Source organism: Providencia sp. Marseille-Q8014, assembly GCF_965112055.1.
The window spans coordinates 687218-700234 of sequence record NZ_CBCOPT010000001.1; the positions used below are offsets into that span (position 1 = coordinate 687218).

The window sequence follows — 13017 nt, forward strand, 5'->3', positions numbered from 1 at the left end:
GATTAAACGGCTCTATCACCAATACAACGACTGAGTAATTTGTTGTTAACTTTTTGAAAAACAATAAAAACAAGGTATGATTGTACGATTTCATTTAATAAGATAATGTTTTTAGTTATCTAATTAGCTCATCCATCAAGAGTGAGGAAGGCTATTTTCTTCCGCTAAAAAACACTCATATAGTTTTTATCACCATTGTCTTAACTATAACAAATATCACGTCATAGGGTTTCAATGCTGGCACTTTTACATCTTTTATCATCTGTCGCATTGCTGGTTTGGGGGACTCATATTGTCCGTACCGGTATTATGCGGGTTTTTGGTGCTGATCTACGCCGAATTTTAGGGAAAAGCGTCAATCGAAGAACAAGCGCCTTTCTTTCTGGTGTAGGGGTCACCGCATTAGTTCAAAGCAGTAATGCAACAGCATTACTTGTGATCTCTTTTGTTTCTCAGGGGCTAATTTCATTAACGCCTGCAATGGTTATTATGCTTGGTGCCGATGTCGGGACGGCGTTAATGGCGAGGGTGTTAACTTTTGATCTCTCTTGGTTATCGCCTCTGTTAATTCTGGTCGGGGTATCAACCTTTTTGAGCCAGAAGAAAAATAGGGCGGGTCAAATTGGGCGCGTTGGTATTGGGTTAGGCTTAATTTTACTTGCACTACAGTTAATTGTGGCATCGGCAGAGCCGATTACTCATGCTGACGCAGTGAAAGCTATCTTTACCTCGTTGAGTGGCGATGTGGTTTTAGCGCTGCTGGTGGGCGCACTATTTGCTATGGTGAGCTACTCCAGTTTAGCGGCTGTACTATTAACAGCCACGTTGAGTGCGACAGGCTTAGTACCACTCTACATTAGTTTAAGTATTGTCATTGGCTCCAATATAGGTAGTGGTTTACTCGCGATGATGAGTAGCCGCGGACAAAATGAGATCTCGCGGCAAGTTGTCCTTGGGAGCTTACTATTCAAATTAATTGGTTGTGCCGTCGTGCTACCTTGGGTTAAACCCATTGCACAATGGATTAGCCACTACGGCTTTAATGAAGCCGAAATCGTGATCTATTTTCACGTCTTTTATAACTTAGCTCGCTGTTTAGTCATGCTACCCTTTGTGGGTCCAATGGCGAGGCTATGTAATAAATTAATCCCTATTGTTCCGTCAATGGCGCAAGAAATAGCACCTCGTTATTTAGATAAAAGCGCATTAGAAACCCCCTCACTTGCTATCGCCAATGCTGTACGAGAAACATTGCGTATGGGAGATGTGCTGGGCGTGATGTTACAGCGCTTTACCGATGTCTTGAATGGCAATAAGGAGCAAAAAAGGGAAATCAGCCGCTTGGAAGAAGAAGTGGATATGCTACATAGCAGCATTAAACTGTATCTCGCACAATTACAACAAAGTGAATTGAGTGAAGAAGATTCAAGGCGTTGGGCTGAAATTATTGATACCGCTTTCAATTTACAGCAATCTTCGACTATCATCCATCGCATGACATCGGAGCTAGTCAAAAAGTCCATTGATAATCGTCGCTCATTTTCTCATGAAGGCTATAAAGAATTGAATTCATTACTTGAGCGATTGCAAGCTAATTTAAATTTAGGGATGTCTGTTTTTGTTTCAGCCGATATTGATAATGCAAAACGTTTACGACGGGCAAAACATCGTTTCCGTCTTATTAACCAGCGTTTTGCTTACGCACATGTGGAAAGGTTGCATGAACAAAATATGCAAAGCTTAGATACTAGCAACTTACATGTGAGCCTACTTGGAGATATGAAACGGTTGAATTCATTATTTTGTGCTGTCGCCTACCATGCTTTAGAAGGTGTAGCAGAGAGTCGTAAAGAACAATTGAGTTTAGAAAATGAGAAAAATACGTGAGTTACAACGTGATGAAATTCCATCCGTTTGGTCAATTGATAGAACAGAATTAATCGAAAATCTCTATCTTCATCAAGATGGAAAGTTGGTGCTATCGGCACAACGTTTTGATATGAAAGGTTGGCCTGAAGGTGAGCCTGAAGCTTATACGCCACATTTACTCGAAAGTTATGATAATGGCGCGGTGTTTATTGGTGTATATGACCAAGATGAGCTAATCGCAGCGGCAAGCCTAGATAACGTCTGGCGTGGCGAAGAACATAATTTACTTCAGTTATCATTTTTGCACGTTAGCCATCGCTATCGAGGTGAAGGCTTAGGTGGAATGTTATTTAATCAATGTTGTGAGCTAGCGAAAGAGAAGGGAGCCGCTGGGTTGTATGTATCAGCAACACCTTCTGAAAATACAGTGCATTTTTACCAATATATGGGATGTAAGCTACTTGAACGGCCTGATCCTGAATTATTTGCGTTAGAGCCTGAAGATATACATTTTGTGTATCTATTTGATGAATAAGTTATTTTAAGTTTCGATTAAACGTGTATCACTTCCTCAACAAAACGGTTGTTTTTTGTTAAAAACAAGATATGATTGATAATCATTATCATTTGTATTGTTGAGGTAGCTATGCCAATAAATGTAACAAAAAGCGCTTATTTACGCCGCTCTGCCGCAGGGTTATGGGGTGTTTTTGCGGTTATTTTGTTGAGCGTGATTTATCTACTCAGCAATATGGGGCTAAATAGCCTGAAAATTATCACTATCGTCACCATGCTGGCGACCGCGGCAATGTTGTTTAATCGAGGCTCGCGGCACTTATTAATTGTTCCTGCTGTTATTGCACTGTTATGTAGTTTGATTGCTTTGGTATTACAACATAATACTTAGTGATGGCGGATAAAAGAGGTGATGACAAAAGCGTTTGTTATTGCACGCAGATGAGTTAGATGGGCAATTTTGAGTCTTGGTGAACGATATTAACAGTGGTGCGAAAGGGGGGACTTGAACCCCCACGCCCGAAGGGCACTAACACCTGAAGCTAGCGCGTCTACCAATTCCGCCACCCTCGCAGGTACTGTCAATTCTCAGCTATTGTTGTTAAGTCTAATGTGGACCTTAAAACAGAGAGTCTATCTGGTGCGAAAGGGGGGACTTGAACCCCCACGTCCGAAGGACACTAACACCTGAAGCTAGCGCGTCTACCAATTCCGCCACCCTCGCAATATCAGACACTATCTTGTCGCAATAGCACGCAGCGGATTTTAGGCTAATTTTGCCATTCGTCAATAATTTTTTATTGCACTTTTATTTTTTTGATGTAAAAACGGCCAACAATTATTGATTGGCCGTAATGTAAAAAAAGCTTAATGTAATTAACGTTTAATCGCTTGGTAAACTTTAAATTTTCCTGTTTTTGCCAAAACCTCATGGCTACCAAAAGCCTTATCTAACATATCTGGATAAGGTAAAAAGGCATTAGCAACAATACGGAAACGCCCCCCTTTCTTTAGGTATTTTGGCGCTTGGTAAATGATATTTTCAGCCGCGCTATAGTTGGTATTTAAGCCATCATGGAATGGTGGATTGGAGATTATCCAATCAAATTTATCATGAATATCAGAGTAAGCGTCACTTGCAATCACTTTCCCCTTCAGTTGATTCGCTTGCAGTGTTGCAATAGAAGAACGAATAGCCGCGGCGCTAACATCACTTAGGGTCAGTGTAACATCTGGGTTGTGAGTACCCACTACAGCAGCTAATACGCCATTACCACAAGCGAGATCGAGAAGGTTACCGGTAATCGGTTCATTAAGTGTCGAAAGGAGTAAGTCACTACCAATATCTAATTCATTATGGCTGAATACACCAGGTAAAGCGTGAATTTGTACTTCTTCGACTTCATAGCGACGCCACCAACGTGCAATGTCAAAGTGTGTTGGGTGCTCTAATTCACCATAATAAAGTCCACAGCGTCTTGCCGAGTCAATTTTTTGTAATGTTGCAATACCTTCCATAATAGATTCGGCACTTTTTACGCCACTACGATTTTCCCCGACGATAAAAATCTGACTGCCCACTGCGAGGTGAGTACATAAATCATCGAGTTGAAAACAGGCTTCTTGTTTGTTTTTAGGCCAAAAGTAAATTAAGGTATTACAAGGTTGGATAAAATCCGCATCGGCAATAGCAGCAAATTGTGCATTTTCACCCATTAAGCGACTTAGGTTTTGCCAGTGATGATATTGGTTAGTGAGAACTCGTACACTCGCGGCTTCTAAGGTTGCAGCAAATTCATCTTGAATATCACCGGCTAAAATCACGTGTCGATCAGTAAAATGTTCAAGGTGGCGTTGGATAACTTCGCTAGCCGGTGTCAGTAGTGACATACTTTTTATCTCCTAAATACTCTTCATACGTCGAGCCGTCGCGTTGTTGACGCCTAGCTGCAATGCAAATGGTATATAAACTGAATTATTTTGCGCACACTTTATCAGAAAATGGGGAAATAGCATTGCTATGTTGGCGCTATTAATCCGCTTTGATAAGATGTGATTGTTAATATAGCGACTGGAATAAAATTAATGGCACGACGTGACAAGCTTTTAAATCAAATGGGTATCACTCAATGGGTAGTGAGAAACCCTGCTGTATTACGCGGTGAACGTGGTGTAAGAATTCCAGATTCGACTAAGCTTATTATTATTACTGATGAGAACCTCGATTTAAACAGCCTACTGTTAAAAGATATTTTTTTAGCGATGAAAGTGTATCCAACAGATGTGGTTTGTATTAATTCGGAGCAATTGGCGATGCTTCCAACACCAATAACAATAAATTGTTGGGTATTAGGCAGCCAATCTCATCCAGAAGGGTTAAAAACAACCTTTATTTCTCCTGTATTAGATGAGCTGGCAACCAGCAATAGCGCTAAACGGGCACTATGGGAGCAGATTTACCAGTATGACGAAAATTTCAGCACTAAAGCAGTCTGATCTTGCTACTGCGTTCTTAATTGAGAAGTTAAGTCATGATTTTCCTTGGACTGAACGTGTTTTTTATGGCAACCAAGGTGAAAAATATCATAACATAAAAATTTCCGTTAATAATCAGGTTGTTGGTTTTGCAATAACACAGTGTATCCTAGATGAGGCAACACTGTTTAATATTGCTATTCATCCTGATTATCAAGGGAAAGGTTATGGACGTCTTTTGATGGAACAACTGATCACCGATTTAGTTGATAAAGGTATTTTGACATTATGGCTTGAAGTTCGAGAGTCCAATGCAGCTGCATTGCGCCTATATGATAAATTAGGCTTTCATCAAGTTACGGTGCGTAAAGGTTATTATCCTGCAAAACAAGGACGCGAAGACGCATTAATTTTGGCTTTAACTCTGTTTAATGACGAATAATTTAGAAGAAAGCTGACTTATTCAATAAAACCACGGCCTAATGGAGGTCGTGGTAAACAATCACTAATATTAGCTTTTCACAATCAGTGGGTCTTGGCTCACCATATTGTATTCAGTTCCTTTTCTGTAGCCAAAAATTCTTACTAATGTCCTGCGGTTATCTTTAACGATATCTCTAGAGTGTAGGCTTATTTTATTATTGATAACAATCATTCTGGATGGCTGTAAATCGACAGCATCAAACGCGAGCTTTTCGGTAATATGATTAAATTTAATGTAGGTATCTTTAATAAATGCTGAGGCGGATGGGTTAACGGAAAAACGCTCCGGATTAAAGTTCATATTCAATTTTCCATCCTTGTTGAGTTCGAGTATGGGAACCTGTTTACCACCTAAGCTCTTGCCTTCACCGGCTGTTTTTGCTGGACGGAAATCAAAGCTATTAGTCGTTAATGCAATAATTTCTTCTAATGACAGCAGGGTGAGAGCGCGCTCAATAGAGATCACTTTTGTCGTTTCATATAAAGGATTCCATCGAGCGGTGAGTACAAGAGTCGATGGGGATGGAGAGTGCCCATCAACAACTTTGATTGCAGAATAATAAGGGTCTTCTGTATGAGGTACAATCGCCTTACCAGAATGTGAACTGGTATCAGGATCTTCATTCTGTAATTTTTCGGTACCGCCACCATAAAAATTAGCGACGATTCTAATAATATTTCCGACGTTCTCTTTATCATACGCAAAGGTTGTTTCATTAAGGAGCGCTAAAATAATCTGTTGTTGTGAGGCTAATTTTAAAATTTCGATATCGGTTTCTAATTCTTGAAGCGTTGGAAATGCCAATTTATCTGGAATAGTTATTGGGCTTCCATCCATGTTAGTATGAATTAATCCCTCGAAAACTAAGTAAGGAATTTTTTCATCAATATAATCATTAATTAATTTTTTATCTTGCCCACTGAATAATGGTAATAATTGAACCGCAACTTCTTCCGCTGCGCCTTGGCTGCCTTTTGCTTGAGGACCGCCATTTAGCGCGAGTTGGCAGGATTTATCATGTAAGAAATTGGCTATTTCTGCTTTGAGAACGATGCGATTAAGGCGATTGTTTTCTGGCATGATCTTATTATTCCTATAATTAATTTTAATAAGTCAATAGAGATCTTATTGATAACGAAGACTATCCAAATCATTAATTAGGAAATAATAAAAAAATAATGATTTTTTGCGAGCGCTTAATGTATTAGTGATTAATAATAAAAAAAAACCACAACATTAACATTGTGGTTTTTTGTTCTCTGATGAGAAATATTATTCTGATAACTTTTCAGGGGTCGGTAAAATAGGTTGATTGAGTATGATTTTATTCTTTTTACGGTATTTTTTTTCTGCTTTTGCTATTTTGATTTCCTCATTAAGCCCTTTGTAAGTTGAATAGCACATGATGAGCATTAATATTGAAAGTGGAATGGCTGTAGCCACTAATGCCGATTGTAAGCCGGATAGGCCACCTGTAATGATCAGCACAATCGCGATAGCTGCAATAATCACTCCCCAAATTGTTTTGGTGATATGAGTTGGGTTTGGGTTTCCATTTTCACTCACCATACCCAGAACAAAAACCGCTGAGTTTGCTGAAGTAATAAAAAACACCATGACTAAAACCATTGCCAGTATGCACAGGAAAGTACTCGCAGGAAAGTAATCTAAAAACTTGAAGAAGGCCGAAGTCACATCCGTTTTTACTGCCTCTGCTAACGCTTTTTGCCCCATATTTTGGATCAAATGGATTGCTGATCCTCCCATAACGGCAAACCAAGCAAATGAGCCAAGGACCGGAATGAATACCGCACCAATCATAAATTCTTTAATTGTGCGGCCTTTAGAAATACGCGCAACGAAGCTACCCACTAATGGTGCCCATGCAATCCACCAACCAAAGTAAAACAGAGTCCAGTTAGCGATCCACGTACCATCATTATAAGGTTCTGTGCGAAATGACATACTGACGAAATTTTGTGCGTAGTCACCAATACCTTGGAACAGTACTTTTAAGATGGTTTGTGTTGGGCCGGCAAATAAAATAAATCCCATCAATGCGAAAGCTAACAACATATTCAGGTTCGATAGGTGTTTGATGGCACCTTGTAAACCTGAAATTGTTGACGTGATATAAATAACGGTGACCACTGCAATGATCGCGATCTGTATCCAGATACTGACAGGCATTCCCCACAAGTAATTCATTCCGCTGTTAACTTGCAGTGTGCCAAAGCCTAGTGAGGTTGCAATCCCAATCACGATCGACAACACAACAATGACATCGACCCATTTACCGATAGACCCTTTGACTTTGTCGCCGATAAGCGGATAGAAAACAGAGCTAAGAGATGAAGGTAGTTTTTTCCTAAATTGAAAAAAAGCTAATGACACACCGACTAATGCATAGCACGCCCAAGCAGAAACTCCCCAGTGTAGATAGACATATTGCATGGCGGTTTTCGCCGCTTGTTCAGTATAGCCTGTTCCAATAGGTGGATTTATATAGTAGGAAACGGGTTCTGCCACTCCCCAAAATACGAGACTGATACCTATTGAAGCACTGAATAGCATGCCTATCCATGTTGCCGTACGGTATTCAGGGCGGTCATTATCATCACCGAGACGAATATGACCAAACTTTGAAAAACCAAGGTACATACAAAAGCTAAAAAAGATAAAGACGGCTCCGAGTATAAACCAACCTAAGTTGTTATAGATAAAACCCAGAGAGGAATTTGAAAATGCTTCGAGTTTGTCAGGTATAAACGCGCCTATGCTGATTAATAGCAGGCTAAAGGCGAGCGATACGTAAAATACAGATTTCTTATTATTCATCATACCTTTTCTCCAGTTGCTCACTTCTTTTTATGTCTTTTAATGAGAGTTGGTTGCAGGGAATGCTACTGTCGGTTTACAGAGAATATCCATGAAAACATTGTGAGGTCAACAATTAATTAACCTAGCGTTAACAATATATTTGGGAGTGATTTTGTTATATTGTTGATTTTAAGTAATTAATAAAATTATTCGAGGAGAGGTGTAATATTTTGTTTGATCATTATTGAGATCTGGATTAACATCCTCAAAAAATAATGTTAACTATAAGTTTACATAAGTGAGGTAGTTATGAGCAATGCAAAAAAAGTCATTTCGATTAATGATCACCTTGATATTGATAATGCATGGACTATCCCTGCACGTTATTACACTTCCGATGACGTATTTGAATTCGAAAAAGAAAATATCTTTGCTAACTCTTGGGTGTGTGTCGCTCATTGTAGTGAAGTCAAAGAGAAAAATGCCTACATCACTCGTCAGTTGATTGGCGAAAGTCTTGTTATTGTTCGTGGGCGTGATGATGTTTTGCGTGGCTTCTATAATGTATGCCCACACCGCGGTCACCAATTGATCAGTGGTGAAAGCGGTAAAATGAAGAATGTGATCACTTGCCCTTATCACGCTTGGGCATTCAAATTAGATGGCCAGTTGGCTCATGCAACAAACTGCGAGAATGTTAATAATTTTGATGCAGATGCAATGACATTAAGTAGCTTTCATGTTGTTGAGCATGCAGGTTTTATTTATATCAACTTGACTGAAGGTGAACCTCAACCCATCGAGGAGCAATTACCTGGGTTAGCGGAGAAAATGGAAGAAGCCTGTTCAGTGATCCGTGATCTCAAGTTAGCTGCTCGTTTTGTCAGTCATACACCTGCTAACTGGAAAACGATTGTTGATAACTATATTGAGTGTTATCACTGCCCTACGAACCATGTGAGTTTCGCCAGTTCTGTTGACGTCAATGTGTACGAACACCAATTGAATGAGAACTGGACTGTACAAATTGGTAAAGCTAAGCCTTCTGAGTCTTCTTATCAGTTCGATGAATCGGTCGTTAATCCGCGTTTCTTCGGGTTTTGGATTTGGCCAAGCACCATGTTCAATATGCCTCCAGGTGGCGATTTCATGACCGTTATTTATGAATTCCCAGCCAATGCGGGTGAAACCTTACAACATTATGATATTTATTTCTTAAATGAAGAGCTGACGGAATATCAGAAAAATTTAATTGAATGGTATCGCACCGTTTTCCGTCCGGAAGATTTGCGTTTAGTTGAAAGCGTACAAAAAGGATTACGTTCTCGTGGTTATCGCGGACAAGGCCGGATTATGGCAGATAGGCAGCGTAGTGGCATCAGTGAACACGGCGTCGCGCACTTCCATAAGTTAATTGCGACTGCGCATACTGAGTAAAGCAGGCCGATCAGGGGAATAATACATGAATAGGTTAAGTAATCCCGCTTTGTTCCGTCAGTCCTGCTATATCAATGGTCAGTGGGTAGATAGCGCTAAAACGCTAACGGTCACAAACCCTGTAGATCAGTCTGTGCTGGGAACTATTCCCAGCCTTTCGGTTGAACAGGTCAATGATGCGATCATTCAAGCCCATGAAGGGATGCTCAGTTGGAGTAAACTGACAGCAAAACAGCGTTCTATTATTCTACATCGTTGGTTTACTTTAATAGAAGCTAACGTTGATGATTTAGGTTTGCTGATGACTTTAGAGCAGGGTAAACCTTTCAATGAGGCGAAAGGTGAAATTCGCTATGCGGCTTCATTTATAGAATGGTTTGCCGAGGAGGGGAAACGAGTTTATGGCGAGACAATCCCACAAACGGTCACGAGCAATCGAATTTTAACTATCAAGCAGCCTATTGGTGTATGTAGTGCTATCACTCCGTGGAATTTTCCTGCTGCGATGATCACGCGTAAAGCTGCGCCTGCACTGGCTGCGGGGTGTAGCATGCTTATCAAGCCTGCTAGCGAAACGCCGTTTACGGCATTAGCCCTCGCTGAATTAGCAGCACAAGCGGGGATCCCTGCTGGTGTTTTTAATGTTGTTACAGGGGAGTCTCGTGTTTTAGGCGAATTACTCACACGGCACCCGTTAATCAGTAAATTCTCTTTTACCGGTTCAACACAGGTTGGGCGCCAGCTGTATGAGCAGTGTGCATCAACCATTAAAAAGACGTCCTTAGAATTGGGTGGGAATGCGCCGTTTATTGTGTTTGATGATGCTGATATCGATAAAGCTGTCAGTAGCGCAATACAGGCTAAGTTCCGTAATGGTGGGCAAACATGTGTTTGTGTGAATCGTTTCTATATCCATGATGCGATTTACGAACAGTTTCTCACAAAGTTTGTCGCTAAAGTGAGCCAGTTACGTGTTGGTAATGGCCTAGATGAAGGCACTGATATCGGGCCTATGATTACATCTCGTGCTATTGAAGGCATGCATGCATTAGTCGACGACGCTATCGCAAAAGGCGCACGGAAACTGACATTAGGTAATGAAATTGCCGAACAAGGTCATTTTATTAACCCGAAAGTATTGGTGGATGTTGATGATTCTATGGATATTGTGCATGAGGAAATCTTTGGTCCTATTGCTGCCATGATCCGTTTTCATGATGAAGATGAAGTTATTCGTCGAGCGAATGCGACGATTTATGGCTTGGCTGCTTATTTCTTTTCAAAAGATATTGGTCGTGTCTATCGTGTCGCTGAAAAGCTACAAAGTGGCATGGTTGGGATTAACACAGGCATGATCTCGAATGAGGTTGCACCATTTGGTGGTGTTAAGCAGTCAGGTTTAGGCAAGGAGGGTTCTCGCTATGGTATTGAGGATTATCTCACCGTGAAATATTTGTGTATTGATATTGCTTAGCCAGTAATTAAGTGAAAGAGGGAATTGTGATGAGCCAGCAAAAAATTGCCGTGACGGTTAGCCGCATAGAGCAGCTCACCCCAACCATTAAGCTGTTCGAATTTGCGGCAAAAGATAGCGTGTTCGAACCTTTTAGTGCGGGAAGCCATATCACAGTACATATGAATGAAGAAAAGGGGCTAAAGCGTGCTTATTCATTAATCAGTGATCCTAATAACCCTCATCACTACTGTATCTCAGTATTGCGTGATGAGAACTCGAAAGGGGGCTCGGCGTATATGCACGAGCAACTGTTTGAGGGGGATTCACTATATTTATCGCCCGCTGAAAATTATTTCTCACTGGTCGGTGACAGTTCCTGTAAACATATCTTAATTGCTGGTGGAATTGGTATTACCCCATTTTTATCCTATTTATATGAATTAGAAAAAATGGGACTGGATTTTGAATTGCATTACTGTTTTCGCGATCAAAAGACGGCGGCGTTTGTGGAACTGCTTCAACAACGCATTGGAGAACGTCTTTATCTTTATGATAACAGTCAGGGCAAGCGTTTATCAGTAGAACAGTTGGTACAAGCACAGCCTGAGAATAGCCATATTTATGTTTGTGGGCCTGAAACCTTGATTAATGCGGTCATTGAACACGGTTATGCGCATTTAGGTGAATCTAAAGTACATTTCGAAAACTTTGGTGAAGTCGCTAGTGAAGGTGATGCATTTGAAGTTTATTTTCAACGTTCTGGTTTTAGCTTGATGATTAACGAAGGGACGTCAATCTTACAGGCAATCGAGGCAGATAAACGCATTCAGGTAGAGTGTCTGTGCCGTAATGGTGTATGTGGGACTTGCGAAACGGCTATTTTAGAAGGGGAAGCGGATCATCGGGACCATTATCTTGACGATGATGAACGCGCACAGCAAAAGACCATGATGTTATGCGTTTCTCGCGCTAAAACTAAACGGCTAGTGTTAGATTTATAAGCTTTTTTATCGACTAGGCAGCCCCAACATGGGGCTGTTTTCTATTATTTGAGCTGGAACATCAGAAAAGGTTGTTGTTCATTATCCAGATGATAAGCGGCGCTGATATGTTTTCCTTGAAAATGAATATGATCACTGCCTTTATGATAGATGCCTTCTAGCCATGATTTGTGATTGATGGCTAATTGATAGAGTAAGCGTTGTAGCTCTAAATAATCGATATCCGTATTCTGACTTTCAAGATTACTGGCTAATATTTCACCTGCTTTATCCGTAAAGACGACCAGATGGTCAAAGTGGGCCAATAGCACATCAAAATAGCATTTGATTTTACGTAATCTGAGTTCAGTATTTTTACGTTCGGTATTATCAAGACTAATACCAACTAATTTAGTGACTTTACCATTGGGGCCTTTCACACCCGTTGCGCGCGATGTGATCCAGCGATATTGATCATCCCATGCAATTTTAAAATCCATCTCATGAGCACCGCCCTCGCGAATAATTTTTGAGTAACCACTCACGAGTTTATCTTTTGATTCTTGGTTCATTAGTGCCCAAAAGTCATCATTGGTGGTGATTTTGATGCCATAAACATCTTCAACATTATCAGAATAATTGAGTTCGCCCGTCAGTAAGTCCCACTCCCAAGTGACAATTTCGGTGGATTCTTGAAGATGTACTTCATTGATATTACGTGCAATTGTAGGATGGCTTGCTGCCGGTGCGTGGTTGACATAACCATACTTGAGCCATATTTTATCGACATTCAGCAACTGAGCTAATTTTTCAAGGTTGTTCTCATCAATCATACCGCCTTTTGTCCATTTATTGACGGCTGTCCGAGAAACACCTAGTGTTTCAGCGGCTTTTAACTGGCTCATTTTTTGTTGTTTCAATAAGGCCAGCAAACGTTGTCCAAATGTTTGCGTGTCTGTCATCGGCTCATGTCCACCTTT

General features: G+C 40.6%; 12 protein-coding genes and 2 tRNA genes. 8 read left to right on the forward strand and 6 right to left on the reverse strand.

Annotation, left to right across the window (positions count from 1 at the left end):
• Positions 1–234 precede the first annotated feature (234 nt).
• The 3 genes from ACWPW6_RS02935 (at position 235) to ACWPW6_RS02945 (ending at position 2776) form a co-directional block, all read left to right on the forward strand.
• Complete coding sequence (locus tag ACWPW6_RS02935) at positions 235–1887, forward strand: Na/Pi cotransporter family protein (protein WP_154622778.1); 1653 nt, start codon at positions 235–237, stop codon at positions 1885–1887.
• The gene (locus tag ACWPW6_RS02940) at positions 1871–2404 is read left to right on the forward strand and encodes a GNAT family N-acetyltransferase (protein WP_154622777.1); all 534 of its coding nucleotides are present in this window, start codon (positions 1871–1873) and stop codon (positions 2402–2404) included. Before ACWPW6_RS02935 ends, ACWPW6_RS02940 begins: the two co-directional genes overlap by 17 nt.
• A gap of 111 nt (positions 2405–2515) precedes the next feature.
• Positions 2516–2776, forward strand: a complete 261-nt coding sequence (locus ACWPW6_RS02945) for a DUF1435 family protein (RefSeq protein ID WP_154622776.1) — start codon at positions 2516–2518, stop codon at positions 2774–2776.
• A 96-nt stretch (positions 2777–2872) separates the two neighbouring features.
• Here the strand turns inward: ACWPW6_RS02945 and ACWPW6_RS02950 are convergent.
• From ACWPW6_RS02950 to rsmC, 3 genes are all read right to left on the reverse strand, one after another.
• A tRNA-Leu gene (locus ACWPW6_RS02950) sits at positions 2873–2958 on the reverse strand.
• A gap of 65 nt (positions 2959–3023) precedes the next feature.
• Positions 3024–3109: transfer RNA gene (locus ACWPW6_RS02955), tRNA-Leu, on the reverse strand.
• 152 nt (positions 3110–3261) lie between these two features.
• On the reverse strand, positions 3262–4275 hold the full coding sequence (gene rsmC, locus ACWPW6_RS02960) for a 16S rRNA (guanine(1207)-N(2))-methyltransferase RsmC (protein WP_154622775.1): 1014 nt from the start codon (positions 4273–4275) through the stop codon (positions 3262–3264).
• A 195-nt stretch (positions 4276–4470) separates the two neighbouring features.
• Between rsmC and ACWPW6_RS02965 the strand changes: the two genes are divergently transcribed.
• Together ACWPW6_RS02965 and rimI are read left to right on the forward strand one after the other, a co-directional pair.
• Positions 4471–4881, forward strand: a complete 411-nt coding sequence (locus ACWPW6_RS02965; RefSeq protein ID WP_154622774.1) for a DNA polymerase III subunit psi — start codon at positions 4471–4473, stop codon at positions 4879–4881.
• On the forward strand, positions 4850–5302 hold the full coding sequence (rimI, locus tag ACWPW6_RS02970; RefSeq protein ID WP_454209272.1) for a ribosomal protein S18-alanine N-acetyltransferase: 453 nt from the start codon (positions 4850–4852) through the stop codon (positions 5300–5302). The genes ACWPW6_RS02965 and rimI overlap by 32 nt, the downstream gene beginning before the upstream one ends.
• 69 nt (positions 5303–5371) lie before the next feature.
• On the opposite strand, the gene ACWPW6_RS02975 is transcribed toward rimI, so the two are convergent.
• Both ACWPW6_RS02975 and ACWPW6_RS02980 read right to left on the reverse strand, forming a co-directional pair.
• A complete protein-coding gene (locus ACWPW6_RS02975; protein ID WP_154622772.1) occupies positions 5372–6424 on the reverse strand; it encodes a hypothetical protein in 1053 nt (350 codons plus the stop codon).
• A gap of 192 nt (positions 6425–6616) precedes the next feature.
• Complete coding sequence (locus tag ACWPW6_RS02980) at positions 6617–8185, reverse strand: BCCT family transporter (protein WP_196713777.1); 1569 nt, start codon at positions 8183–8185, stop codon at positions 6617–6619.
• Between the two features lie 288 nt (positions 8186–8473).
• On the opposite strand from ACWPW6_RS02980, the gene ACWPW6_RS02985 reads away from it, so the two are divergent.
• From ACWPW6_RS02985 to ACWPW6_RS02995, 3 genes are read left to right on the forward strand one after another with little or no spacing between them, the layout of a single operon-like run.
• Complete coding sequence (locus ACWPW6_RS02985; protein ID WP_154622171.1) at positions 8474–9601, forward strand: aromatic ring-hydroxylating oxygenase subunit alpha; 1128 nt, start codon at positions 8474–8476, stop codon at positions 9599–9601.
• 25 nt (positions 9602–9626) lie between these two features.
• On the forward strand, positions 9627–11075 hold the full coding sequence (locus ACWPW6_RS02990; RefSeq protein ID WP_154622170.1) for an NAD-dependent succinate-semialdehyde dehydrogenase: 1449 nt from the start codon (positions 9627–9629) through the stop codon (positions 11073–11075).
• Positions 11076–11104: 29 nt separating this feature from the next.
• The gene (locus ACWPW6_RS02995; protein WP_249999815.1) at positions 11105–12058 is read left to right on the forward strand and encodes a PDR/VanB family oxidoreductase; all 954 of its coding nucleotides are present in this window, start codon (positions 11105–11107) and stop codon (positions 12056–12058) included.
• Positions 12059–12102: 44 nt separating this feature from the next.
• On the opposite strand, the gene ACWPW6_RS03000 is transcribed toward ACWPW6_RS02995, so the two are convergent.
• Complete coding sequence (locus ACWPW6_RS03000) at positions 12103–12999, reverse strand: helix-turn-helix domain-containing protein (protein ID WP_154622168.1); 897 nt, start codon at positions 12997–12999, stop codon at positions 12103–12105.
• Between the last annotated feature and the right edge of the window lie 18 nt (positions 13000–13017).

Coding starts and splice junctions, on each gene's coding strand:
- ACWPW6_RS02935 (WP_154622778.1), top strand. CDS start 235: ATGCTGGCACTTTTACATCTTTTATCATCTGTCGCATTGCTGGTTTGG.
- ACWPW6_RS02945 (WP_154622776.1), top strand. CDS start 2,516: ATGCCAATAAATGTAACAAAAAGCGCTTATTTACGCCGCTCTGCCGCA.
- ACWPW6_RS02985 (WP_154622171.1), top strand. CDS start 8,474: ATGAGCAATGCAAAAAAAGTCATTTCGATTAATGATCACCTTGATATT.
- ACWPW6_RS02980 (WP_196713777.1), bottom strand. CDS start 8,185: ATGATGAATAATAAGAAATCTGTATTTTACGTATCGCTCGCCTTTAGC.
- rsmC (WP_154622775.1), bottom strand. CDS start 4,275: ATGTCACTACTGACACCGGCTAGCGAAGTTATCCAACGCCACCTTGAA.
- ACWPW6_RS03000 (WP_154622168.1), bottom strand. CDS start 12,999: ATGACAGACACGCAAACATTTGGACAACGTTTGCTGGCCTTATTGAAA.
- rimI (WP_454209272.1), top strand. CDS start 4,850: ATGACGAAAATTTCAGCACTAAAGCAGTCTGATCTTGCTACTGCGTTC.
- ACWPW6_RS02940 (WP_154622777.1), top strand. CDS start 1,871: ATGAGAAAAATACGTGAGTTACAACGTGATGAAATTCCATCCGTTTGG.
- ACWPW6_RS02990 (WP_154622170.1), top strand. CDS start 9,627: ATGAATAGGTTAAGTAATCCCGCTTTGTTCCGTCAGTCCTGCTATATC.
- ACWPW6_RS02975 (WP_154622772.1), bottom strand. CDS start 6,424: ATGCCAGAAAACAATCGCCTTAATCGCATCGTTCTCAAAGCAGAAATA.
- ACWPW6_RS02965 (WP_154622774.1), top strand. CDS start 4,471: ATGGCACGACGTGACAAGCTTTTAAATCAAATGGGTATCACTCAATGG.
- ACWPW6_RS02995 (WP_249999815.1), top strand. CDS start 11,105: ATGAGCCAGCAAAAAATTGCCGTGACGGTTAGCCGCATAGAGCAGCTC.